The 22,639-nt window shown below is 73.2% G+C and carries 19 protein-coding genes; 8 read left to right on the top strand and 11 right to left on the bottom strand.

The features are described 5' to 3' along the window. Positions 1-79 precede the first annotated feature (79 nt). Together BUE44_RS03105 and BUE44_RS03100 are read left to right on the top strand one after the other, a co-directional pair. Positions 80-1,474, top strand: a complete 1,395-nt coding sequence (locus tag BUE44_RS03105; RefSeq protein WP_073493279.1) for an FtsW/RodA/SpoVE family cell cycle protein — start codon at positions 80-82, stop codon at positions 1,472-1,474. Then, positions 1,471-2,940, top strand: a complete 1,470-nt coding sequence (locus BUE44_RS03100; RefSeq protein ID WP_073493277.1) for a penicillin-binding transpeptidase domain-containing protein — start codon at positions 1,471-1,473, stop codon at positions 2,938-2,940. The genes BUE44_RS03105 and BUE44_RS03100 overlap by 4 nt, the downstream gene beginning before the upstream one ends. 24 nt (positions 2,941-2,964) lie before the next feature. On the opposite strand, the gene BUE44_RS03095 is transcribed toward BUE44_RS03100, so the two are convergent. From BUE44_RS03095 to BUE44_RS03085, 3 genes are all read right to left on the bottom strand, one after another. Then, complete coding sequence (locus BUE44_RS03095) at positions 2,965-3,816, bottom strand: polysaccharide deacetylase family protein (protein WP_407639988.1); 852 nt, start codon at positions 3,814-3,816, stop codon at positions 2,965-2,967. A gap of 167 nt (positions 3,817-3,983) precedes the next feature. Then, entirely contained in the window at positions 3,984-5,159 is a 1,176-nt protein-coding gene (locus BUE44_RS03090; protein WP_073493275.1) for a CapA family protein, read from the bottom strand. Positions 5,160-5,176: 17 nt separating this feature from the next. Beyond that, on the bottom strand, positions 5,177-6,289 hold the full coding sequence (locus BUE44_RS03085) for a ferritin-like domain-containing protein (RefSeq protein WP_073493273.1): 1,113 nt from the start codon (positions 6,287-6,289) through the stop codon (positions 5,177-5,179). 183 nt (positions 6,290-6,472) lie between these two features. Between BUE44_RS03085 and BUE44_RS03080 the strand changes: the two genes are divergently transcribed. Further along, a complete protein-coding gene (locus BUE44_RS03080; RefSeq protein WP_073493271.1) occupies positions 6,473-7,366 on the top strand; it encodes an AurF N-oxygenase family protein in 894 nt (297 codons plus the stop codon). Between the two features lie 77 nt (positions 7,367-7,443). Here BUE44_RS03080 and BUE44_RS03075 read toward each other — a convergent pair whose 3' ends face one another. Beyond that, positions 7,444-8,187 carry a TetR/AcrR family transcriptional regulator gene (locus tag BUE44_RS03075; protein WP_073493268.1) on the bottom strand — a complete coding sequence of 248 codons (744 nt, stop codon included), beginning with the start codon at positions 8,185-8,187 and terminating at the stop codon, positions 7,444-7,446. A gap of 77 nt (positions 8,188-8,264) precedes the next feature. Between BUE44_RS03075 and BUE44_RS03070 the strand changes: the two genes are divergently transcribed. The 3 genes from BUE44_RS03070 (at position 8,265) to BUE44_RS03060 (ending at position 11,848) form a co-directional block, all read left to right on the top strand. Beyond that, complete coding sequence (locus tag BUE44_RS03070) at positions 8,265-8,504, top strand: hypothetical protein (protein ID WP_073493266.1); 240 nt, start codon at positions 8,265-8,267, stop codon at positions 8,502-8,504. A gap of 99 nt (positions 8,505-8,603) precedes the next feature. Then, on the top strand, positions 8,604-10,256 hold the full coding sequence (locus tag BUE44_RS03065) for a chitinase (RefSeq protein ID WP_407639985.1): 1,653 nt from the start codon (positions 8,604-8,606) through the stop codon (positions 10,254-10,256). 287 nt (positions 10,257-10,543) lie between these two features. Then, the gene (locus tag BUE44_RS03060; protein WP_079189422.1) at positions 10,544-11,848 is read left to right on the top strand and encodes a C40 family peptidase; all 1,305 of its coding nucleotides are present in this window, start codon (positions 10,544-10,546) and stop codon (positions 11,846-11,848) included. On the opposite strand, the gene BUE44_RS03055 is transcribed toward BUE44_RS03060, so the two are convergent. The 5 genes from BUE44_RS03055 to BUE44_RS03035 all read right to left on the bottom strand — a co-directional run bounded on the left by BUE44_RS03055 (position 11,824) and on the right by BUE44_RS03035 (position 17,128). Further along, positions 11,824-13,122 (bottom strand): styrene monooxygenase/indole monooxygenase family protein, encoded by a 1,299-nt coding sequence (locus BUE44_RS03055; RefSeq protein ID WP_073493264.1) that lies wholly within the window; start codon positions 13,120-13,122, stop codon positions 11,824-11,826. The genes BUE44_RS03060 and BUE44_RS03055 overlap by 25 nt on opposite strands. 71 nt (positions 13,123-13,193) lie before the next feature. Then, positions 13,194-13,802 (bottom strand): GTP-binding protein, encoded by a 609-nt coding sequence (locus BUE44_RS03050; RefSeq protein WP_073493262.1) that lies wholly within the window; start codon positions 13,800-13,802, stop codon positions 13,194-13,196. Then, positions 13,783-14,199: a DUF742 domain-containing protein gene (locus BUE44_RS03045; RefSeq protein ID WP_073493260.1), complete on the bottom strand. Its 417-nt coding sequence runs from the start codon at positions 14,197-14,199 to the stop codon at positions 13,783-13,785. Before BUE44_RS03045 ends, BUE44_RS03050 begins: the two co-directional genes overlap by 20 nt. Next, complete coding sequence (locus BUE44_RS03040; RefSeq protein WP_073493257.1) at positions 14,199-14,708, bottom strand: roadblock/LC7 domain-containing protein; 510 nt, start codon at positions 14,706-14,708, stop codon at positions 14,199-14,201. The genes BUE44_RS03045 and BUE44_RS03040 overlap by 1 nt, the downstream gene beginning before the upstream one ends. After that, positions 14,705-17,128, bottom strand: coding sequence for a sensor histidine kinase (locus BUE44_RS03035; protein WP_073493255.1), 2,424 nt, complete (start codon positions 17,126-17,128; stop codon positions 14,705-14,707). The genes BUE44_RS03040 and BUE44_RS03035 overlap by 4 nt, the downstream gene beginning before the upstream one ends. A 400-nt stretch (positions 17,129-17,528) precedes the next feature. Here BUE44_RS03035 and BUE44_RS03030 point away from each other — a divergent pair, with 400 nt between their 5' ends. Then, entirely contained in the window at positions 17,529-18,299 is a 771-nt protein-coding gene (locus BUE44_RS03030; RefSeq protein WP_073493253.1) for a protein phosphatase 2C domain-containing protein, read from the top strand. A 43-nt stretch (positions 18,300-18,342) separates the two neighbouring features. On the opposite strand, the gene BUE44_RS03025 is transcribed toward BUE44_RS03030, so the two are convergent. Next, positions 18,343-18,768 carry a MarR family winged helix-turn-helix transcriptional regulator gene (locus tag BUE44_RS03025; protein WP_079189420.1) on the bottom strand — a complete coding sequence of 142 codons (426 nt, stop codon included), beginning with the start codon at positions 18,766-18,768 and terminating at the stop codon, positions 18,343-18,345. Between the two features lie 236 nt (positions 18,769-19,004). Here BUE44_RS03025 and BUE44_RS03020 point away from each other — a divergent pair, with 236 nt between their 5' ends. Further along, a complete protein-coding gene (locus BUE44_RS03020) occupies positions 19,005-19,868 on the top strand; it encodes a lysozyme (protein ID WP_073493249.1) in 864 nt (287 codons plus the stop codon). Between the two features lie 101 nt (positions 19,869-19,969). Here BUE44_RS03020 and lon read toward each other — a convergent pair whose 3' ends face one another. Further along, on the bottom strand, positions 19,970-22,414 hold the full coding sequence (gene lon, locus BUE44_RS03015) for an endopeptidase La (protein ID WP_073493247.1): 2,445 nt from the start codon (positions 22,412-22,414) through the stop codon (positions 19,970-19,972). Positions 22,415-22,639 lie beyond the last annotated feature (225 nt).

Here is a 22,639-nt window from a genome sequence, read left to right as displayed (position 1 = left end):
GCTCCCCGGGGGGACCGGCACCGCCGCCTCGCGGGTGACATGACGGACATGTCGGCACCGCCTTGCTAGGTTGCAGCCCATGAGCGCAACGTCGGCTGACGCTCCGCCACCGGAGGCACCTCCGGCCGCGGCCCGCCCCGCCGCACCGCCCCGGTCCCACCGGCGCGGAGTGGAGCTGTCGCTGACGGTGGCGGCGGTGCTGGTGTCGGTGTACGGGTACGCGGAGGTGGGCCTGGCCACCCGCGGCGCGGTGCCGGGAGACGCGGCCGGCTACGGCGCCGGGCTCGCGCTGCTCGCGGTGCTGGCGCACCTGGCGGTACGGGCCAGGGCGCCCTACGCCGACCCGCTGCTGCTGCCCATCGCGGTGCTGCTCAACGGCTTCGGGCTGGTGCTGATCTACCGGCTGGACCTGGAGCCGTCGCTCGGGCCGCGCGCCGCGCCGACCCAGCTGGTCTGGTCGACGCTGGGCATCACCCTGTTCGTGCTGGTGGTGCTGGCACTGGACGACCACCGGGTGCTGGCCCGCTACTCCTACGTCGGGATGACGGCCGCGCTGGCGCTGACGGCGGCGCCGATCTTCTTCCCCGCGGTCAACGGGGCGAAGATCTGGATCAGGGCCGGCGGATTCTCCATCCAGCCCGGCGAGTTCGCGAAGGTGCTGCTCGCGGTCTTCTTCGCGGCCTACCTGTCGGCGAACCGGGCGGCGCTTGCGTACACCGGGCGGCAGGTCTTCGGGCTGCGCCGGCTCCAGCTGCCGACCGGGCGGGTGCTCGGCCCGGTGCTGGCGATCTGGCTGCTCAGCGTCGGACTGCTGGTCCTGGAGCGGGACCTGGGCACCTCGCTGCTCTTCTTCGGCCTCTTCGTGGTGCTGCTGTACGTGGCGACCGGCCGCACCGGCTGGGTCGCGGTGGGGCTGCTGCTCAGCGCGGCCGGCGCGGTCGCGGTGGGCTCGTTGGAGCCCCATGTGCACAGCAGGGTCGAGGACTGGCTGCACCCCTTCGCCAGCATCCACGCGGGCCTGGGCCCCGGCCAGCTCGCCCAGTCCCTCTTCGCCTTCGGCAACGGCGCCGTCCTCGGCACGGGCCTGGGGCAGGGGCACTCGGCGCTGATCGGCTTCGCCACCAAGTCCGACTTCATCCTGGCCACCGCGGGCGAGGAGCTGGGCCTGGCCGGGCTGGGCGCGCTACTGGCCCTCTACGCGCTGCTGGTGGCGCGCGGCATGCGGGCCGGGCTGGCGCTGCGCGACCCCTTCGGGCGGCTGCTCGCGGTGGGGCTCGCGACGATCCTGGCGCTCCAGGTGTTCGTGATCACCGGCGGGGTGACCGACCTGATCCCGCTGACCGGTATGGCGATGCCCTTCCTCGCGCAGGGCGGCTCGTCGGTCGTCACCAACTGGATCATCGTGGCCCTGCTGATCCGGGTCAGCGACAGCGCCCGCCGCCCGTCACCGGAGCCGCAGGAGGAGTCCCCGTGATCCGCTGCATCCGCCGCTGCGCCGCCCTGGGCCTGGTGCTGCTGCTGGCCCTGGCCGCCAACGCGGTCCGGGTGATGGTCGTCGACGCCGGTTCGTACGCCGCCGACCCGGCCAACCGGCGGATCGCCATCGCCCGCTACCAGCACCCGCGCGGCGGCATCCTGGTCGGCGGCTCGCCGGTCACCGGCTCGCAGGACACCGGCGGCCAGCTGGCGTACGCCCGTACCTACCGCGACGGGCCGCTCTACGCGCCGGTGACCGGTTTCGCCTCCCAGACGTACGGCACCTCGCTGCTCGAAGGCACCGAGGACGGGCTGCTGTCGGGCACCAGCTCCCGGCTGGCGTCGGTGCCGCTGTGGCACGAGATCAGCCGCGACCGGCAGCGGCCCGGCGACGTCCACACCACGATCGACCCGGCGGCCCAGAAGGCGGCCTACGCCGGGCTCGCCGGGCGGCGGGGCGCGGTCGCCGCGCTGGACCCGGCGACCGGCCGCATCCTGGCGCTGGTCTCCTCACCGTCCTACGATCCGGCGCTGCTGGCGGGCACCGGACCGGCCGTCACCGGCCAGTGGCAGCGGCTCAACGACGACCCGGCGCAGCCGATGCTGGACCGTGCCATCCGGCAGACCTACCCGCCGGGTTCGACCTTCAAGGTGGTCACCGCGGCGGCGGCGCTGGAGAACGGGGCGGTGGGCGACCTGGCGGCGCCGACCGACTCCCCCGATCCCTACCGGCTGCCCGGCACCACCTGGTCGCTGACCAACGAGGGCCGCGGCTGCGCCGACGCGAGCGTCTACGACGCCTTCCGGGTGTCCTGCAACACGGTCTTCGCCAAGCTGGGCGCGGACGTCGGCGTGACCGCGATGGCCCGGCAGGCGGCGGCCTTCGGCTTCAACGACACCGCGCTGCGCATCCCGCCGGGGGTGGCGGTCAGCAACTTCGACACCACGATGAGCCCTGACCAGGTGGCGCTGTCCTCGATCGGGCAGTTCGACACGACCGCGACCCCGCTGCAGATGGCGATGGTGGCCGCCGCGGTCGGCAACGGCGGCGAGCTGATGAGGCCGTACCTGGTGGACCGGGTCACCAACCACGGCGGCGCGGTCGTGTCGCGTACCACCCCCACCCGGCTGCACCGGGCGGTCAGCGAGGGCACCGCCGAGCGGTTGCAGGAGCTGATGGAGGCGGTGGTCAGCGACGGCACCGGCACCAACGCGGCGATCCCGGGGGCCGTGGTCGGCGGCAAGACCGGCACCGCGCAGCACGGCGTCGGCAACCTGGGCACGCCCTACGCGTGGTTCATCAGCTACGCGAAACCGCCCGGCGCGAGCCGGGCGGCGGTGGCGGTGGCCGTGGTGGTGGAGGACGCCGAGGCGGCCAGGGCGGACATCTCCGGCGGCGGCATCGCGGCGCCGATCGCACGGGCGGTCATGCGGTCGGTGCTGGCCGCGCCGCCGCGGCCGTAGGCCCTAGCAGCAAAGCGGGTCGTGTCAGCGGACCTTGGGGAAGCTGAAGGCGTAGCCGCGCTGGGCCAGCCAGGTCAGCGTCTGGTCCAGTGCCGTCACGGTCTGGCTGCGGTTGCCGCCGCCGTCGTGGAAGAGGATCGTCGGCCCGTTGGATATCTCGTTCTTGACAGTGGCCACGATGGCGCCGACGCCGGGCCGGGAGAAGTCCTTGGTGTCGACGTTCCAGCCCAGCGGCCGCATCCCGTGCTGCGCGGCGAGCGCGCGGCTGGCCGGGGTGAAGGCGCCGCCGGGTGCCCGGTAGTACTGCACGGGGGCGCCGCCGGACGCGTCCTCGATCATGTCGAGGGCGTCCATGATCTCCTTCTTCTGGTACGCGAAGGGCTTGTGGTCCATCGACTCGTCGTGGGTGACGGTGTGGTCGCACAGCCGGTGGCCCTCGGCCACGACCCGGCGGACCAGGAGGGGGTTGGCTTTCGCCTGCGGGCCGATCATGCAGAAGGTCGCGTGCACGTGGTGCCGCTTGAGCACCGTCAGGACCTGGGGGGTCCACTGCGGGTCGGGGCCGTCGTCGATGGTGATGTTGACGGCCCTGCCGGGCGCCTCGGCCAGGTGCTGGATCGAGTCGGGCACCGCGGCGACGGTGCTGGGCGGGGCGCCCGTCGGGGTGTGCGTGCCGGACGAGTTGGGCGGCACCGGGGCCTGCTGGGTGGTGCCGCCCTTGTTGTCGCCGGGCGAGGCGGCCGCCGCGTCGCCGCCCCCGCCGCCGGGCGCCAGCAGCGCCGAGACCAGCGCCGCGATCAGCACCACCGCCACCGCGACGCCTATCACCGCCGCCTGCGGTGCGCTCTTGAACCGTCCGGGCGCCAAGCGCCCCAGGGATATCCGCCGTCCCGCCATGATGTGTGACCGCCCGCCCACGTCGTCGCCCGTCCCGTTTCGCAGTTCCGCGTCCGGTGCGGCCTGCGCACGGATAGATGCGGTCGCCCAGGGTACGGTTCCGCCACCGTCCCGCGCCCAGGGGGTCGTTACACGATCAGGACGTATCAGTGCGGAGCGGTCGCCAGGCCCGTACAACCGCGCAGTTGGGCGTACCGGTCGGTGATGGCGGTGCCCGCGCTACCGGTCTGCGGCTGCGGCACGCCGTTGCCGTCGACCAGGGCGGGGGTGAAGACCGCCCTGGCGACCTTGCCGCGGGTGACGGTCAGGGTGGTCACCCCGGTCTGGTCGGAGTGCGGGTAGGGCGAGGAGCCGTACCAGAGGAAGTTGCCGAAGCCGTAGGCGACATAGGTCGGCCCGAGCATGCCGGAGCCGAGCATCACATGGGCGTGGGTGCCGACGACCGCGGTCGCGCCGGCCTGCGACAGGTCGGCGGCGATCGACTTCTGCTCGGGTCCCGGGCAGTTCTGCCCCTCGGTGCCCCAGTGCAGGTAGACCACGACCACGTCCGCCTGCCGCTTGGCGTCCCTGACGGCCCGCAGCAGCCGCGGCCGGTCCAGCGCGGAGGCGATGCCGGGGCGGTCGGGGCCCGCCCTGAAGGCCTGGTTGGTGTAGTCCTGGACCTGGCTGGCGGCGACCACCGCGAGGCGTACGCCGTTGATCGTGGTGACGTACGGCCGGTAGGCGGCGGTCTCGTCGGCGCCGATGCCGAGTACCGGGATGGGGGCGGACGCCTGGGCGGCGAGGCTGTCCTGCAGGCCCTGCGCGCCGTAGTCGACGGCGTGGTTGTTGGCCATCGTCACCGCGTCGATCCCCGAGCGCTTCAGGGCGCCGAGCGCGGCCGGGGTGGTGCGGAAGTGGTATTTCTTCGGCTGCGCGGTGCCGCGGGAGGTGATCGCGCTCTCCAGGTTGACCATCGCGAAGTCGGCGGCGGACAGGGCGGTGGACATCGGGCCGAGCGCGGGGTCCACGCCGAGCCGGTCCGCGGTGCGCTCGGTGAAGTGGACGTCGCCGGCGAAGGCGAGGGTGACGGTCCCGGCCGGTTCGGCGGGCGCCTTGGCGGCGGGCTTCGCCGGGTGCGCCGCCGCCGGGGCCGTTCCGGGGGCCGCGACCTGGCGGGCGGCGGCGTCGGCGGGGCTGCCGCCGCGGCCGTAGACCGCCCAGCCGGTCGCCACCGCCGCGAGGAGCAGCACGGACGCCCCGACCGCCGCGTTTCTTCGGCGCCGGCGACGCGCCCTGGCCCGGCGTTGGGCGCGCCGCGATATCGGTCCGGTGTCCGTCATCGGACAAGCGTACGATCCTACGGCGCGCTGTCGGCGCCCTGGGCGATGGTTTCCTCGACCTCCGCCACCCGGGCGTCCTCCTCGGCGGCGAAGCGCTCGGCGTCCATCCGCTCGGCGATCTCCTCGTCCTCGGTCATGAGCAGGTCCAGGTTGGAGTCGCCGAGGTCGAAGACGCCCAGGTCGACGTAGGCCTGCTGCAGCCGCGGCCCCCACAGCCCGATGTCCTTCACGCAGGGCACGATCCGGGAGAAGAGCAGCTTCCTGAACAGGCGCAGGAATTCCGACTTCTCGGTCAGCTCGGCCGCCTCCGCGGTGGGGACGCCGAAGTTCTCCAGCACCTCAAGACCGCGCAGCCGGTCCCGCATCAGGTAGCAGCCCTCGATCACGAACTCCTCGCGCTCGCGCAGTTCGGCGTCGGTGAGCTGCTGGTAGTAGTCCCGCAGCGCCATCCGCCCGAAGGCCACGTGGCGGGCCTCGTCCTGCATGACGTAGGCGAGGATCTGCTTGGGCAGCGGCTTGTCGGTCGTGTCGCGGATCATGCCGAAGGCGGCCAGCGCCAGTCCCTCGATGAGCACCTGCATGCCGAGGTAGGGCATGTCCCAGCGCGAGTCGCGCAGGGTGTCGCCGAGCAGCGCCTGGAGGTTGTCGTCGATCGGGTAGAGCATGCCGATCTTCTCGTGCAGGAAGCGGCCGTATATCTCGGCGTGCCGAGCCTCGTCCATGGTCTGGGTGGCGGAGTAGAACTTGGCGTCCAGGTCGGGCACCGACTCCACGATCCGGGCCGCGCACACCATGGCGCCCTGCTCGCCGTGCAGGAACTGGCTGAACTGCCAGGAGGTGTAGTGCTGCCGCAGCAGCCCGCGGTCCCGGTCCGACATCGCGTCCCAGTAGCGGGTGCCGTACAGCGACATGGCCTCGTCGGGGGTGCCCAGCGGGTCGTACGGGTCGACCTCCAGGTCCCAGTCGATCCGGCGGACCGCGTCCCACTGCTTGTCCTTGCCCTTCTGGTAGAGCGCGAGCAGCCGGTCGCGGCCGTCGTCGTACTCCCAGGAGAAGCGGGCCGAGCCGTGGGCCGGCACCTGCCAGGTCCACTCGGTGGGCGGGGTGGTGTAGCGGCCTTCCGTCGACATGGGCGGCTCCCTCCTTCGTGGCGCTCACTCGCCGCCGGGCGCCCGCTGGGCGGCCCGGCGGCTCGTTCACTGCGACGGCCGGCCCCGGCCGGATCGTGCGCGGGGGCTTGACGGCCTTGTTGACACAGAGTCTCATAAGACCCGTACCGCAGGTAACCCTCGTGCACCGGAGGCCCGTTCGGCATGGACGCCACACTGACCGACCGCGAGAAGACCGCGGAACGCCTCCTCGCGGCGTCCGCGAAGCACTCCTTCGACCCCGACACCGAACTGGACTGGGACGCGCCCTTCGAGGACGGCCGCTGGTTCTGGCCGCCGGAGCTGGTCTCGCTCTACGACACCCCGCTGTGGACCCACATGTCCGAGGAGCAGCGCATCGCGCTGAGCCGCCACGAGGCCGCGTCCCTGTGCTCGATCGGGGTCTGGTTCGAGACGATCCTCATGCAGCTGCTGCTCCGCCACACCTACGACCTCGACCCCACCAGCGGCCACGTCCGCTACGCCCTCACCGAGATCGCCGACGAGTGCCGGCACTCCAAGATGTTCGCCCGCGCGGTCACGAAGATGGGCACGCCCGCCTACCGGCCCTCGCGGCTCGACATCCAGCTCGGCCGGGTCCTCAAGACGGTGTCCACGACCCCCGGTTCCTTCACCGGCACCCTGCTGGCCGAGGAGATCCTCGACTGGATGCAGCGGCTGACCTTCCCCGACGAGCGGGTCCAGCCGCTGGTGCGGGGCATCACCCGCATCCACGTGGTGGAGGAGGCCCGCCACATCCGCTACGCCCGCGAGGAGTTGCGCCGCCAGATGGCCACCGCGCCGCGCTGGGAGATCGAACTCACCCGCCTGTCCTCGGCCCAGGCCGCCCGCGTCATCGCCCGCTCCCTGATCAGCCCGCAGGTCTACGCCTCGGTCGGCCTCGACCCGAAGTACGCCGCGCACCTGGCGGCGGCCAGCCCGCACCGGCAGGACGTGATGCGGCAGTCCGCGAAGCGGCTCATGGAGTTCTTCGACGAGATCGGGCTGATACGGGGCCCGAGCAGGCGCATGTGGCGGGCCTCGGGCCTGGTCGCCTGACGGCGGGGTCTCCCCTGAGGGCTGGTCGCCTGACGGCGGATCGCCTCGGGCCCGGTCGCCCGACGGTGGCCGGGTCCCTACGGGGTCGCCCCGTCCCCGCCGAGCAGGTGCGCCGCCGCCGGCCCCAGCGGGGCCAGGCGGGCCAGCAGGGCGCCCGCCGGACTGTCGCGGGTCTCCTGCGGGAGCGCGCGGGCCGCGGCCTCCGCCGCCTCCGGGTCGGTGGTCGCGGTCACCAGCAGCAGCCCGATGAAGTGGTCGACCAGCCAGTCCCGCAGCTCCCCCACCGGCGGGCGGCGGCCCTCGTCGATCCAGATCAGCGAGACCGCCTCGACCGAGGCGATCCACGACCGCACCATCATCGCCAGGCGCGGTCCCGGGTCCGTCACGCCGAGATGGCGCAGCACCTGCTCGCCGGCGCGGCGGCGTACGCCGTCCACGATCGCACCGGTGCGGCTGGTCTCCGCGACCCCGCCACCCCCCAGCAGCGCGCCGTACGCCGGCGCGTGCTCGTCCACGTAGGCCAGGTAGCGGTCGAGCGCCGCCGCCAGCCGCCCGGTGGGCGGGCCCTGCGACGGCACGGCGAACCGCCCGATCAGCTCCTCGGCCGCGCCGTGCACCGCGGCCTCGTAGAGCTGCTGCTTCCCGCCGGGGAAGTAGCGGTAGACCAGCGGCCTGGAGACGCCCGCGGCCGCGGCGACGTCGTCGATCGACACGTCTTCCGGCCTGCGGTGCCCGAAGAGGTCCACCGCGGACCTCAACAGCTGCGCGCGGCGCTCCTCCACACTCATCCGGCGGTACGCCGGCGCCGCACTGCTGCTCATGGCCCCAGAGTACGGCGCCCCCTCGCGCCGGGGGTGTCCCTCGGGGACGCGCCCGCGGGACGTGGGAAAGTGGGCCGGTGAGGCATGAGGCGTGCGAGTTCGTCGGGGGCCCGCTCGACGGGCGCAGCATCGAGGTCATCGTGGGGATGACGGGCCAGCCGCCCAAGGCGTACACCGTGCCGGCCGGGGAGCGGACGTACGTCTACCACCGGGCGCACGGGGAGCGGGGCAGGAACCGCACGCCGTGGGTGTTCGTGTACGCGCCGGACGGAAAGCCGCCGCCGGGGCCGAAGTGGCCGTGGTCGAAGCGGGGCTGACGCGGCGGCGGGGACTTTGGTCCGGACCATTGACACGATTGGTCTAAACCTGTTTGCTGCGCGGTGAGCGCCCCGCCCCCCACAGAAGGAGCAGCCGCCATGCTCGCCATGCCCCGCAGAAGAAGCAGCAGAAGATCGCTGGCGGCCGCCTCCGCCGCCCTCGCCGGCGCCGTGGCCGTCGGCGGCCTGGTCGCCCTGGCCCCGACCGCGAGCGCCGGGGAGTTCCTGGCCAACGGCGGCTTCGAGTCCGGGAATCTGAGCGGCTGGAGCTGCGACGCGGGCGCCACCGCCGTCAGCGGGCAGGCGCACAGCGGGACCTACGCACTCCAGGGCGTGCCCTCCTCCTCCGCCACCGGCCAGTGCAAGCAGACCGTGAGCGTCGCGCCCAACACCACGTACACGCTGACCGCGCAGGTCAAGGGCAGCTACGTCTACATCGGCGTGGACGGCGGCACCAGCACCTGGACACCCGGCACGGGCAGCGGATACGCGCCGTTGAGCGTGTCGTTCACCACCGGCGCCGGCCAGACCAGCGCGGCGGTCTACGTCCACGGCTGGTACGGGCAGCCCGCCTACCTGGCCGACGACATCTCGCTCCAGGGCCCGGGCGGCGGCACCACCACGCCCCCCACGACCCCGCCGACCACTCCCCCGACCACTCCCCCCACCACCCCGCCGACGACGCCTCCCACCACCCCGCCCACCACTCCCCCGACGTCGCCGCCGCCCTCCGGCGGGCTGCCGACGCACGCCCTGGTCGGCTACCTGCACGAGACCTTCGCCAACGGCTCCGGCTACACCCGCCTGGCCGACGTACCCGACAGCTGGGACGTCATCGACCTGGCCTTCGGCGAGACCAGCTCGCCGACCTCGGGCAGCATCCACTTCACCCGGTGCTCGGTCGCCGAGTGCCCCTCGGTCGAGTCGGACGCCGACTTCAAGGCCGCGATCAAGGCCAAGCAGGCCAAGGGCAAGAAGGTGCTGCTGTCCATCGGCGGCGCCAACGGCGAGGTGCAGCTGACCACCACCGCCGCGCGGGACGCCTTCGTCTCCTCGGTGAGCGGCATCATCGACACCTGGGGCCTGAACGGCATCGACATCGACTTCGAGGGCCACTCGCTGTCCCTGAACACCGGCGACACCGACTTCAAGAACCCCACCACCCCGGTGATCGTCAACCTGATCTCGGCGCTGAAGACCCTCAAGGCCCGCTACGGCAGCGGCTTCGTGCTGACGATGGCGCCGGAGACCTTCTTCGTGCAGCTCGGCTACCAGTTCTACGGCTCCGGCCCGTTCGGCGGCCAGGACCCGCGGGCGGGCGCCTACCTGCCGGTGATTTACGCGATGCGGGGCGACCTGACGCTGCTGCACGTCCAGGACTACAACTCCGGCTCGATCATGGGCCTGGACAACCAGTACCACAGCATGGGCGGCGCGGACTTCCACATCGCGATGACCGACATGCTCCTCACCGGCTTCCCGGTGGCGGGCAACACGGCCAACATGTTCCCGGCCCTGGCCCCCTCCCAGGTGGCCATCGGCCTGCCCGCGACCACGAACGCGGGCAACGGCTACACCGCCCCCGCCACCGTCGACCAGGCCCTCGACTGCCTGACGAAGAAGACCAGCTGCGGCAGCTACACCACCCACGGCCAATGGCCCGCCCTGCGCGGCCTGATGACCTGGTCGATCAACTGGGACCACTTCGGCAACTGGGAGTTCAGCAACAACTTCCACCACTACTTCGGCTGACCCCCGGGCGGCACCCCCCAGACGCGTACGGCTCGGTCCCGAGGGCGGCGACCGGGCCGTACGCTTGCGCGCGCCCGCCACACGGGTGGCGTCGCCGCGGCGGTGCGTCGGTGCTTGGGGGGCAGCTGTGGCGGTGTGAGAGTGAACGGGTGGGGAAGGGCGCGGGACGAGGCGAGACGATCACCCGTCGGAGTGACCCACTTGGGCGAAATCACCCTTTCCTGCTGTCGAAGATATGACAACCTATGACACGATCCTGAGTGATCGTCACAGGGAGGACAGCCGGGATGCAGGTGGTCGGGACGACCAGGACGTGGCTTCGTGGCGCCGCCGTGTGCGGAGCGCTGCTCGCCTCCGCGGCCCTGTCGCTGCCCGCAGCGCAGCGGGCCGCGGCGCGGCCGTACGACCCGCCGGTCCCGTCGCCCTCGGCCACACAGCCCGCGGCCACCGAGGCCGCGCCGCCCGACCCGGGTGCCGGTGGTGCGGCCGGTGCGAGCGGTCCGGCCGAGGCCGTGCCGACGCCCACCGGGACCGCGGACCCGGGCTCGCTGCCCGACCTGCTGAACCAGCTCCAGAGCCTCTACCAGCAGACGGAGACGGCCACCGAGGCGTACAACAAGGCCAAGGAGTCCGCCGACCAGCAGCGCGTCAAGGCGCGGGCACTGGACACGCAGCTCGCCGCGCAGCGGTCGCAGGTCGTCGCCGGACGGGACCAGGTCGGGCTGATGGCCCGGCAGCTGTACCGCAGCGGCGGGGTGTCGCCGTACCTGTCGATGCTGGACGGCGAGACCCCGCAGGACTTCTTCGGGGTCCTGCACATCGCCCAGCGTGCCGTCGGGCACCAGCAGGACGTCGTGAACGGCCTGACCGCGGGCGAGAAGCGGCTGGCCGCGCTCAATGCGCAGGCGCAGCGGGCACTGGACGCCGCCCAGGTCGCGCAGAACAAGCAGGCCGCGCAGAAGACGCAGGTCGAGACGCATCTGCGGCAGGTCGAGGGGCTGCTCGCCGGACTCAGCGGGGTGCAGATCAGCGAGCTGCAGGCGCTGGAGAAGCAGGGCGCGGACAAGGCCCAGCAGGAATTCATGGACTCCAAGGCGCTCGGCCCCGACGCGGCCCGGCGGGCGCCCTCGACGACCGGCGACCGGGCCATCGGCTACGCCTTCCAGCAGCTCGGCAAGCCCTACGTGTGGGGCGCCGAGGGCCCCAGGTCCTTCGACTGCTCGGGCCTGACCTCGCAGGCCTGGTCGCACGCCGGCGTCCCGATCCCGCGCACGGCGGAGGAGCAGTGGGCGCGGCTGCCGCACGTGCCGCTGTCGCTGCTGCGCCCCGGCGACCTGGTCGTCTACTTCCCCGGCGCCACCCATGTGGCCCTCTACATCGGCGACGGCCTGGTCATCCAGGCCCCGCACACCGGCACGGTGGTCCAGGTCTCCCCGATCGCCGCCAACCCGATCCTCGGCGCGGTCCGCCCCGACCTCGGCTCCCAGCCCCTCGCGGACTACACACCCCGCCCGGTCCCGCAGCAGGCCGGCCACCAGCAAGGCGACCAGCCGCAGGCCGACCAGTCCTACGGTGCGGTGGCCGACAGATAGTCCGCCGCGGCCTCGGGCTCGTAGAACCACGGGTCGAAGTCCGCCGGGGTGTCGAAGCCGTTGGCGATGCGGTCGGCGACCGGCGGGCGGGTCACGGCTGCGGTCAGCAGGGCGTGGACGTGGTCGGGCTGCGGGGCCGCCAGCATCGCGTTGGTCCAGCGGGTGGAGGGGCCCGCCTGCGACCAGAAGCGGGCGAAGGCGGCCTCCATCCATGACCGGTCGAAGGGCAGTTCGCCGCGCTCGGCGATGCTCGCCAGGTAAGCCGCGGCGCACTTGGCCGCGTTGTTGGACCCCTGGCCGGTGAGCGGGTCGTTGGCGACGATCACATCGGCGACGCCCAGCACCAGCCCGCCGCCGGGGAGTTCGGCGACCGGCTCGCGTACGGTCGGAGTGAAGCCGCCGACGAGGGTGGCGTGGGGGTCGGTCAACTCGACGGCGGACGCGCGCTCGTACTCCCACGGGGTGAAGCGGCGCATCAGGTCCAGGGTGAGGCGCAGATGGTCCGCGGGGTCCTTGACGGACCCGAAGGCGTCGACCGGGCCGCCGGGGACGCCCTCCCAGAAGAGGATGTCGCAGGGGCCCGAGGTGGTCAGGGCCGGGATGACGATGAGTTCGCCGACGCCGGGGACCAGGTTGCAGCGGACCGCGAGGACGTCGGGGTGCTCGGGGCGCGGGCCGAGGCCGTGCACGTAGGCGACGGCCAGCGCGCGCTGCGGGGTGCCGTAGGGCGAACGGGCCGCGTCGGGGCGGAACATCGAGACGGTCTCGCCCTTGCCCGCCGCGACCAGGACCAGGTCGTAGGCGAGCGAGAAGTAGTCGAGGTCGGCGGCGGTCGCGGCGTGGACGACGACCTTGCCGCCGCGCTCCGCGAAGGTCTCCAGCCAGCCGGCCATCTTCACGCGCTGGTCGACGGACTGCGCGGGGGCGTCGAGGCGGCCGAGCCAGTCGAGGGCGCGGGCGGACGCGGCTCCGGCGGCGGGCTCGGGGGCCATTCCGGGGGCGGCGGCTCCGGGGGCGGCCACCTCCGGGCCGGCGGCAACCGATATGCCGAGGCCGGTTATCCGCGGTGCCAGGTCCGACCAGAAGTCCAGGCCGGCCGCCCGCTCGTGGGCCAGGGCGGCGCCGAACATGCACTGGGTGGAGGTGACCCGGCCGGTGCGTATCTCGTCGGCGGTGCGGTTGGACATCACGGTGACGTCGTAGTCACGGGCCTGGAGGCCGAGGGCCAGTTGGAGCCCGGCCTGCCCGGCTCCGACGATGAGGATCTTGCGCACGGCGCCCCCGCTTCGGTTCTGCTCTGGTGATGTCGTCGGCTCAGTCGGCTCAGTCGGCTCGACCGGCCGGGTCAGAAAGGCTGTTCTGCGAGCGCGTGGGTGACCAGCGCGAGCAGCGCGTCGACCACGGAGGACCGTTTCCGCGCGTCGATGATCTGGACCGGGATGTGCGAAGGAACCGCCAGCGCCTCGCGCACGTCCTCGCCCGTGTAGGCGGCGGTGCCCTCGAACTGGTTGACCGCGACCGTGTAGGGCAGCCCGGTGCCCTCGAAGTAGTCGAGCGCGGGGAAGCAGTCGGCGAGCCTGCGGGTGTCGGCGAGCACGACCGCGCCTATGGCGCCCCGCACCAGGTCGTCCCACATGAACCAGAAGCGCTGCTGCCCCGGTGTGCCGAAGACGTAGAGGACGAGGTCCTTCTCCAGGGTGATCCGGCCGAAGTCCATGGCCACCGTGGTGGTGACCTTTTCCGGGGTGGCGGCCAGGTCGTCGAGCGCCTCGCTGGCCTGGGTCATCACCGCCTCGGTGGTCAGCGGGGTGATCTCGGACACCGCGCCCACGAAGGTGGTCTTGCCCACACCGAAACCGCCGGCCACCACGATCTTCGTGGAGACCGGCGCGCGGCCGCGGTCATTCTGCCAGTCCTGCAGGCCGTCCGGCCGGTCAGAGCCTGCGAAGTCCACTGAGCACCCTTTCGAGCAGCGCGCGGTCGGGGCTGCCGGACCCGTGCCCGGTGCCGTACACACGAATTCTTCCCTGGTCGGCGAGATCGCTGAGCAGCACCCGGACGACGCCGAGCGGCATCCTGAGCAGCGCGGAGATCTCGGCCACCGACCGCATTCTCCTGCACAACTCCACGATCGCCCGCCTCTCGGGCAGCACGCGTTCCGCCCAACCACCCCTGGCGGGTGCGTAGGGCTCCTCCGCACCCTCCACGGTGGCCACGAAGGTCTCGACCAGCAGCACGTGGCCGACCCTGGTCCGACCGCCGGTCAGCGAATACGGACGGACCCGGTCCGTCCGGCGGTCGGCACCTCGCTGCGGTGCCCCGCGTCTGGGCAGTGCGGACATGGACGACATCAGTCGGCTCTCCCGGTGGCCTGGCGCAACTCGCTGCGGAGTGCGGGGGTCAGTACGTGTCCGGCGCGGCCCACGAACAGGGCCATGTGGTAGGCGATCACGCTCAGGTCGCAGTCGGCGGTCGCGTGCACGCCGAGCAGCGAGCCGTCGCTGATCGACATCACCACGAGCACTCCGTCCGTCATCGCGACGGTGGTCTGCCTGACCCGACCGCCGTCCATCAGCCGGGCCGCGCCCACGGTGAGCGAGGCCAGACCCGACACGACCGCGGCGAGGTCCATCCGGCTCTGGCCGGCCAGACCCGGATGCGCGGGCGCCTCCGTCATATTCTGCCCGCTCTTGCCGTCAGAACCGTCGTCAGGTTCGGAACCGAGCAGCAGCAGTCCGTCGGAGGAGACCACCGCGACCGAGTGGACGCCGTGCACCTCCGCCACGAAATTGTGCAGCAACCACTGGAATCCCCGGGCCTCTTGGCTGAGCACCCCGCTCTGCGTGCCGACCGCGTTCAACGCGTCGCCTCCTCAACGTTTCCTGCCGGATCTGCCTGCTCCCGCGACCCCGCGGGCGCCTCGTCACGTTCACGTGCCGCCTCGGCGCGGCCGGCATGCAGGCCGCGCTGCAACCCGTCGAGCCTGCGCCGCAGTTCGGCCGCGTCCACCCGCGGCGCCGGGGTGGGCGGCGCCGCCCGCCGGGTGCCGACGGCCCCGCGCACCCGCTGCGGCAGCCCCTGCCCGGTGGGGCCGCCGGCGGAGCGGGATATGGGGGCGGCGGAACCGTTTTCGGGGGAAGGCGCGAGTGCCGCGGCGGGCGTGGGCGTCGGGCGGAGCGGCGCGGGCGCGGGCACGAAGGGCTGGGCCGGGGCCGGGGCGGCCGGCAGGTCGGCGGGCAGGTCCGACGGCGAGTCGGAGGGCGGCGCGAATCCGTGGACGGCGTCCGGGCTCGACGCCTGCGCCGGTAGGCGCACGGGTGGGGCCGCGGCATAGCGGCGCGGGTCGCCGCCGGTGAAGGCGGCCGGGTCGAGCGGGGTGACCGGCGGCTCGTCGGGCGCGACCGGGGGCACCAGCAGGCCGGGCAGCACCACCACGGCCTGGGTGCCGCCGGACGCCAGTGGATGCAGCCGCACCCGTACGCCGTGCCTGCGGGCCAGCCGCGAGGCGACGTAGAGGCCCATGCCGGCGACCGCGCCCGGCGGTACGGGGTCGGGGTCGGCGAGCAGCGCGTTCAGCTCGTCGAGCCGCTCCCCGGGCACCCCGATACCGGAGTCCACGACCGCGACGACGACCTCGCCGGTCTCCAGCAGCTGTCCGGACAGCAGGACTTCGGTGGTCGGCGCGGAGAAGCCGGTGGCATTGTCGAGGAGTTCGGCGAGCAGGTGCGCCACGTCGTCGGACGCGCGCCCCGCCACCCTGACGCCGGGCAGCATCTCGATACGCACCCGCTCGTAGCGCTCGACCTCGGAGATCGCGCCGCGCACCACGTCGATCAGCGGGACCGGGCGGGCGGTGGCGCCGTGGCTGTGCTCGGTGCCGCCCAGTACCAGCAGATTCTCGCTGTTGCGGCGCATGCGGGTGGCGAGGTGGTCCAGCTGGAAGAGGGTCGCGAGCCGGTCCGGGTCCTGCTCCTGATCCTCCATGGTCTCGATCAGGGCGAGTTGCCGCTCGACCAGGCCCAGGGTGCGCAGGCTGAGGCTGACATGGGTCATGTGCGCGGCATTGCGGGCCGCCGCCGCGCTCAACTCCCGGTCCAGCTCGGTGACGTGGGCGATCAGCTCGTCGTGGGCGCGGCGCAGCGCGTCCTTCTCGGCGACGGCTCCGGCCAGCGCGCCCCTGGCGCCCTGGCTGGCGCCGCGCTGCGCGGTCAGCTCGTTGCCCAGATCGGCCGCGCGGGCCCGCAGCGCCTGCGCCTCCTGGGTCAACGCGTTGGCGCGGCGGGCGACGGCGGCGTATTCGTCCTGGCCGATCACCTCGACGCCCCGGCCGCTCTCCGCGTCGGAGCGCGACCAGCGGTGCAGGGCCGCGAGCGGGCGGGTCAGGCTGCGGAAGAGGGCGACCAGCACACCGGCGAGCAGCAGCAGGCACAACGCGGCGAGGGCGCACCGCAGTTCCAGGATCGTGACGGTGTGGTCGCGGTGGTGGGCGGCGGTGGCGGCCCGATCGGCGGCCGCGGACACCTCGACGCCGCGGAGCAGGCCGATGCGGGCGGTGAGCGCGGACTTGACTGCGGCGGCGCCCAGTTGGCGGTCGGTACGGGTCAACTCAGGCCCGTCGAGCAGCTCGGCGGTGTCCTGGTCGGCCTTGGCGACGTCGGCGCCGGTCACCGCCTTGTCGTAGCGGTCCCGCAGGTCGGCGGGCGCCGTGGCGCGGAAGTCGGCCAGCGCCGCGCGCTCCTGGAGCGCGGCCGTCCGGGCGGCGGCCACCAGCGCCGACTGTGTCCCTCCCTGGGTCAGCGCGCCCACCAGCAGCCCGCGCTGCACCGAGGCGGCGCCCGCCAGCCGGGTGAGCGGTCCTGCGCCCGGCGCGTCCCCGGCGCGGCCGAGGGCGTCGATCAGCGGCTGATAGGCGGTCACGGCCGCCTGCACGCCGTCGTGGTCCGCGCGCGCGGCGAGCGCCGCCCTGCGGGCGCCGGGCAGCGCGGCGAGCACGGTACGCAGCGCGGCGGGCGGGCCGGCCGCGAGGACGTCCGCCAGCTGCCGGTCGGTCCGCGCGCCGTCCGCGGCGGGCAGCTTCGGCGCCTTCGCGCCGGCGGCGACCAGCGCGGCCACGTCGTCCCGCTCGTCGGCCAGGTCGTGGGCCAGGACGGTGGTGCGGGTCTCCAGGCCCGCGGCGGCGGCCCGGTCCCGCGCCGCCGTCAGATCGCCGGCGCCCAGCGCGACACCAGGTGCGGCGGCGGCCACGACCGCGGCGGCGCACACCAGGAGGGCGGCGAGCATGCGCTGCCTGACCCGACGTTCGCGCGGTTGACGTCGTTCACGCACTTCTGGCTCGCAATCACGTATCGCCGGCGGGTGTTCCCCAGGAATATGCAGGGGCAGACACGACCCTTGCAGCCCCGCCAGGAAGGGGGCCATGGCTCCCTCCTCCGGACACTCGAACGAGTGAATCGCACTGGCGACACACCGGACAAGCCGAGTAGACCGGACAGGGGTTCGGGACGCCGGAGGCCTACTGGCGCTGCCGTGCCGCGTTTGGCAAGATGCCCGCCCACAGCCGCGCCGACCGACCGGCCGGTCGAACAGCTCGGGCGGCCGGAGGGGCCTGAGCGGCTCGAACGGGCGGAACGGGCCAGAACGGCCAGAACGGCCAGAACGCAGCCTGCCGCACACTGGGACCATGCGGATCGAGACGGCCACGGCGCCCGGGGTGCCGGGGGCGCCCAACGAGGACTTCGCGGCGGTGGCGCTGCCCGCCGGCGGACACGGCGGGGCACTGGTCCTGCTGGACGGGGTCACCCCGCCGCCGGGCAACGGGGACTGCGTCCACTCGGTGCCGTGGTTCACCTCACGGCTGGGCGGCGCGCTGCTCGAACAGTCCCTTTCGCGGCCGGACGGCACGCTCGCCGACTGCCTGTCCGCGGCGATCGCCTTGACGGCGGAGGCACACCGGGGCACGTGTGACCTTTCTCACCCGCTGACGCCGCAAGCCACCGTCGTGGCGGTGCGGTGGGGCGCGGACGAGGTGGAGCACCTCGTGCTCTCCGACTCCGCGCTGCTGCTGGAGGGTCCGGACGGGGCCGTGACCGCGGTCCTCGACGACCGCATCGACCGACTGCGGGCGGCGGGCACCCGGGTCGGGCCGCTGCGTAACCTGCCCGGGGGCTTCTTCACCGCCGCCGCCGATCCCGCGGTGGCCGCGAAGGCGGTCACCGGCCGCGTCCCGGTCGCGTCGCTGCGCGCTTTCGCGGCGCTGACGGACGGTGCCGCGCGGGGCGTCGAGGTCTTCGGCTCCGACGACTGGGCGTCGACCTTCGCACTCCTGCGCAAGGCCGGGCCGCAGGCCCTGCTCACCCGGGTGCGCGACCAGGAGCTGGCCGATCCCGCGGGGGCGGCCGTGCCGCGGGGCAAGCCCTTCGACGACGCGACCGCCGTCCTGGTGGAGTTGTAGCCCCGCACCGCGCAGGGCGGTCACCCTGGTGGGCGCCCGCCGGTCACAGGACTTCCGCCGTGGATTCGTTCAGGTTGTGCAGGAGCCGGGCGAGGTCCGCGAGGTCGGGGCGGGGCCAGGAGGAGAGCTGGCGCAGGTAGGCCGCGCGGCGGGCGTGGCGGACGTGGTTGAAGCGGGCGCGGCCGTCGGGGGTGAGGCGGATCAGGAAGGCGCGGCCGTCCGCGGGATCGGGCTCCCTGGTGACCAGTCCGAGGACCTCAAGTGCCCGCAGCTGGCGGCTCATCGTCGCCTTGCCGACGCCGAAGTAGGACGCCAGGTCGGTGGCCCTTTCCGGCTCGGCCTCCTGGAGCCGGACCAGGAGTCCGTAGGCCGCCGGTTCCAGCTCCGGATGCACCGCTCGGGCCAGCTCGCCGGAGGCCGCCCGCGCGCGGCGGAAGAGCACCGTCAGCTCCCGCTCCAGCGCGTCCATCGACGGGTCCGCTCCCGCCGCATCTGCCGCATTGCGCGCGTCGGTCACAGCATTCCCGCTTTCAACGCCTGAAAGTTGTCTTCACACACGGTGGTTTCCGCAGCACGCCAAGTATTTCGCAGGAGTAGACCAACGGCGGTCACAGGATCCTCTCTCCCCGCGCGGAGCGCCCCACGTACCGTCCCACTGTCATGGCCATCTCAAGGTCATGCCGAGTCCCCCACCTGGAGGCACGCATGTCCCACGGAGCTCTCTCCGTCGTGCACGGCAACGGCTCGGTCCGGACCAGGCTCGCACCGCTGGCCGGTTCACTCGTCACGATGCTCGCGCTGGCGCTCGCCGCACCCGGCACCGCGCACGCGGCGAATTACGGTCACATGACCCACCCCGACCTGGACTGGCTGGGCTCCCAGATCCAGATCCACGAGGGCAGAAGCGCCCCCGGGGACGCCAAGGCCGGCACCGCGACCGTCACCCAGACCGCGGGCATGGACGTCTCCAGCTACCAGGGCAGTGTGAACTGGGCGGGTGCCTGGTCCAAAGGCGCGAAGTTCGCGTACGTCAAGGCGACCGAGGGCACCTCGTACACCAACCCCGCCTTCACGCAGCAGTACAACGGCTCCTACAACGTCGGCATGATCCGCGGCTCCTACCACTTCGCCCTGCCCGACGTGTCGACCGGCGCGGCGCAGGCCGACTACTTCGCGGCGCACGGCGGCGGCTGGTCCAAGGACGGCAAGACCCTCCCCGGCGCGCTGGACATGGAATACAACCCCTACGGCGCCACCTGCTACGGCAAGACGGCCAGCGGCATGGTCAGCTGGATCACGTCGTTCTCGAAGGAATACCACGCCAAGACCGGCCGCTACCCGACGATCTACACGTCCACCAGCTGGTGGAGCACCTGCACGGGCAACAGCACCGCCTTCAGCGCCGACAACGCGCTCTGGGTCGCCCGCTACGCCAGTGCGGTGGGCGCCCTCCCGGCCAACTGGGGCTACCAGACCTTCTGGCAGTGGGCCGACACCGGCACCTTCCCCGGTGACCAGGACCGCTTCAACGGCGCCCTGGACCGCGTCAAGGCGTACGCCAACGGCTGACCCCACCCGCCGGTCCGCCGGGCGGACGGCGAGCGGCCCCCTCCCCCTGGCGTGGGGGAAGGGGCCGCTCGCCTGTGCCTGCCATGCCGCCGTACGGACCGTCAGGCGGCCACCGGCACCTCGCGGAAGCCGGCGTCGGCGTCGGCCTCGGCCGGCTCCAGGGCCAGCGCCAGCACCTGGCGGACGTCGCTGACCGGGTGGACGTCGAGGGCGTCCAGGATCTCGGCGGGGACGTCGTCCAGGTCCGCCTCGTTCCGCTTGGGGATCACCACGGTGGTGACCCCGGCCCGGTGCGCGGCCAGCAGCTTCTGCTTGACCCCGCCGATCGGCAGCACCCGCCCGGTCAGCGAAACCTCACCGGTCATCGCCACGTCGGTGCGCACCCGGCGGCCCGACAGCAGCGACGCCAGCGCGGTCGTCATCGTGACACCGGCGCTCGGCCCGTCCTTGGGCACCGCGCCGGCCGGCACGTGGATGTGCACGCCCCGCTCCTTGAGGTCGCCGACCGGCAGCTCCAGCTCGGCGCCGCGCGAGCGCAGGAAGGACAGCGCGATCTGCGCGGACTCCTTCATCACGTCGCCCAGCTGCCCGGTGAGCTGCAGCCCCGATCCGCCGGTCTCCGGGTCGGCCAGCGACGCCTCGATGTAGAGGACGTCACCGCCCGCGCCGGTCACCGCCAGCCCGGTCGCCACCCCGGGCACCGCCGTACGCCGCTCCTGCGGGTCCTGCGCGGACTCCGGAACGTGGTGCGGCCGGCCGATCAGCGCGCGCAGGTCGTCGGGGCCGACGGCGAAGGGCAGCTTCTGCTCGCCCAGCTCGTGCCGGGCGGCGATCTTGCGCAGGATGCGCGCGACCGTGCGCTCCAGCGACCGCACCCCGGCCTCGCGGGTGTACTCGCCGGCCAGCCGGCGCAGCGCGCCCTCCTCCAGGCTCACCTCGTCGGCGTCCAGGCCGGCGCGCTCCAGCTGGCGCGGCAGCAGGTGGTCGCGGGCGATGACGACCTTCTCGTCCTCGGTGTAGCCGTCCAGCCTGACCAGCTCCATCCGGTCGAGCAGCGGCTCGGGGATGGCCTCCAGGACGTTCGCCGTGGCCAGGAAGACCACGTCGGACAGGTCGAGCTCGACTTCCAGGTAGTGGTCGCGGAAGGTGTGGTTCTGCGCCGGGTCCAGGACTTCGAGCAGGGCCGCCGTGGGGTCGCCGCGGTAGTCGGAGCCGACCTTGTCGATCTCGTCGAGCAGCACCACCGGGTTCATCGACCCGGCCTCCTTGACGGCCCGGACGATCCGGCCGGGCAGCGCGCCGACGTACGTCCTGCGGTGGCCGCGGATCTCGGCCTCGTCCCGCACGCCGCCGAGCGCGACCCGGACGAACTTGCGTCCCATCGCCCGCGCCACGGACTCGCCGAGCGACGTCTTGCCGACACCGGGCGGGCCGACCAGCGCCAGCACCGCGCCGCCGCCCCGTCGCCCGCTCTGGCCGCCCACGACGCCCAGGCCGCGGTCGGCGCGGCGCTTGCGCACCGCCAGGTATTCGGTGATGCGCTCCTTGACGTCGTCGAGGCCGGCATGGTCGGCGTCCAGCACCGCGCGGGCGCCGGCGACGTCGTAGGTGTCCTCGGTGGTCGTCTTCCACGGCAGTTCGAGGACGGTGTCGAGCCAGGTGCGGATCCAGCTGCCCTCGGGTGAGGCGTCGGAGGACCGCTCCAGCTTCTCGACCTCCTTCAGCGCCGCCTCGCGCACCTTCTCGGGCAGGTCGGCGGCCTCGACGCGGCTGCGGTAGTCGTCGGCCTCGTCCTCCGGGTCGCCGTTCAACTCGGCCAGTTCCTTGCGGACCGCTTCGAGCTGCTGGCGCAGCAGGAACTCGCGCTGCTGCTTCTCCATGCCCTCCTGGACGTCCTTGCGGATCGTCTCGGCGACGTCCTGCTCGGCCAGGTGGTCCCGCAGCCACTGCGTGGCCAGCTTCAGCCGGGCCACCGGGTCGACGGTCTCCAGCAGCTCCACGCGCTGCTCGGTGGTCAGGTACGGGCTGTACCCGGAATTGTCGGCGAGCTGGCTCACGTCCTCGATCTGCTGGACGCGGTCCACCACCTGCCAGGCACCCCGCTTGCGCAGCCAGCTGGTCGCCAGCGCCTTGTATTCCTTCATCAGCTCGGCCACCGCGCCGGGCGACTCGGCGGGGGTGGGCTCCTCCATGACGGTGCCCTCGACCCACAGCGCGGCCCCGGGCCCGGTGGTGCCCGCGCCGATCCTGATCCGCGTACGGCCCTTGATCACGGCACCGGGGTCGCCGTCGGACAGCCGTCCGACCTGCTCGACCGTGCCGAGCGTGCCGGCGGCGGCGTACTTCCCGTCGATCCGCGGCACCAGCAGCACGCGCGGCTTCCCGCCGCTCCCGGCCGGGTGCGCGGCCTGCGCGGCCTCCACGGCGGCGCGTACCTCGGAATCCGACAGATCGAGCGGCACGACCATGCCGGGCAGCACGACCTCCCCGTCCAGCGGGAGCACCGGCAGGGTCAGCGGGTTGGAGGGGACGGACTCAATCGGCATGATCGCTCCTCGTGCAAGCAAGTTGAGTACACCTGACTCAATGCAGGGCGCCCCGCCGGTGTTCCCGAGCGGGTGTTCGCTCTGAGCGATCACCCGCTCGACGGCCGTCACCGGTACGGGCGCCCGCACCCGCGGCGGCGGTCCGGGCAGCCGTCGAAGCAGCAGTCCAGGCGGCCGTCGAAGCAGCAGTCCAGGCGGCCGGCTCGGAAAACCGCTTGCCCGGGC

The sequence above is a fragment of the Actinacidiphila paucisporea genome (genome assembly GCF_900142575.1).
GTDB classification, from domain to species: Bacteria; Actinomycetota; Actinomycetes; order Streptomycetales; family Streptomycetaceae; genus Actinacidiphila; species Actinacidiphila paucisporea.
The sequence above is the reverse complement of the archived record's forward strand: the minus strand, read 5'-3'. Positions and strand labels throughout refer to the sequence as shown.

What these genes read in the sequence shown, in the direction of transcription:
- BUE44_RS03085 (WP_073493273.1), bottom strand. Translation starts at nt 6,289, where the DNA reads ATGTCGACGGAAGGCCGCTACACCACCCCGCCCACCGAGTGGACCTGG.
- BUE44_RS03020 (WP_073493249.1), top strand. Translation starts at nt 19,005, where the DNA reads ATGTCCCACGGAGCTCTCTCCGTCGTGCACGGCAACGGCTCGGTCCGG.
- lon (WP_073493247.1), bottom strand. Translation starts at nt 22,414, where the DNA reads ATGCCGATTGAGTCCGTCCCCTCCAACCCGCTGACCCTGCCGGTGCTC.
- BUE44_RS03035 (WP_073493255.1), bottom strand. Translation starts at nt 17,128, where the DNA reads ATGCTCGCCGCCCTCCTGGTGTGCGCCGCCGCGGTCGTGGCCGCCGCC.
- BUE44_RS03045 (WP_073493260.1), bottom strand. Translation starts at nt 14,199, where the DNA reads ATGTCGTCCATGTCCGCACTGCCCAGACGCGGGGCACCGCAGCGAGGT.
- BUE44_RS03030 (WP_073493253.1), top strand. Translation starts at nt 17,529, where the DNA reads ATGCGGATCGAGACGGCCACGGCGCCCGGGGTGCCGGGGGCGCCCAAC.
- BUE44_RS03105 (WP_073493279.1), top strand. Translation starts at nt 80, where the DNA reads ATGAGCGCAACGTCGGCTGACGCTCCGCCACCGGAGGCACCTCCGGCC.
- BUE44_RS03065 (WP_407639985.1), top strand. Translation starts at nt 8,604, where the DNA reads ATGCTCGCCATGCCCCGCAGAAGAAGCAGCAGAAGATCGCTGGCGGCC.
- BUE44_RS03075 (WP_073493268.1), bottom strand. Translation starts at nt 8,187, where the DNA reads ATGAGCAGCAGTGCGGCGCCGGCGTACCGCCGGATGAGTGTGGAGGAG.
- BUE44_RS03080 (WP_073493271.1), top strand. Translation starts at nt 6,473, where the DNA reads ATGGACGCCACACTGACCGACCGCGAGAAGACCGCGGAACGCCTCCTC.
- BUE44_RS03090 (WP_073493275.1), bottom strand. Translation starts at nt 5,159, where the DNA reads ATGACGGACACCGGACCGATATCGCGGCGCGCCCAACGCCGGGCCAGG.
- BUE44_RS03060 (WP_079189422.1), top strand. Translation starts at nt 10,544, where the DNA reads ATGCAGGTGGTCGGGACGACCAGGACGTGGCTTCGTGGCGCCGCCGTG.
- BUE44_RS03025 (WP_079189420.1), bottom strand. Translation starts at nt 18,768, where the DNA reads ATGGACGCGCTGGAGCGGGAGCTGACGGTGCTCTTCCGCCGCGCGCGG.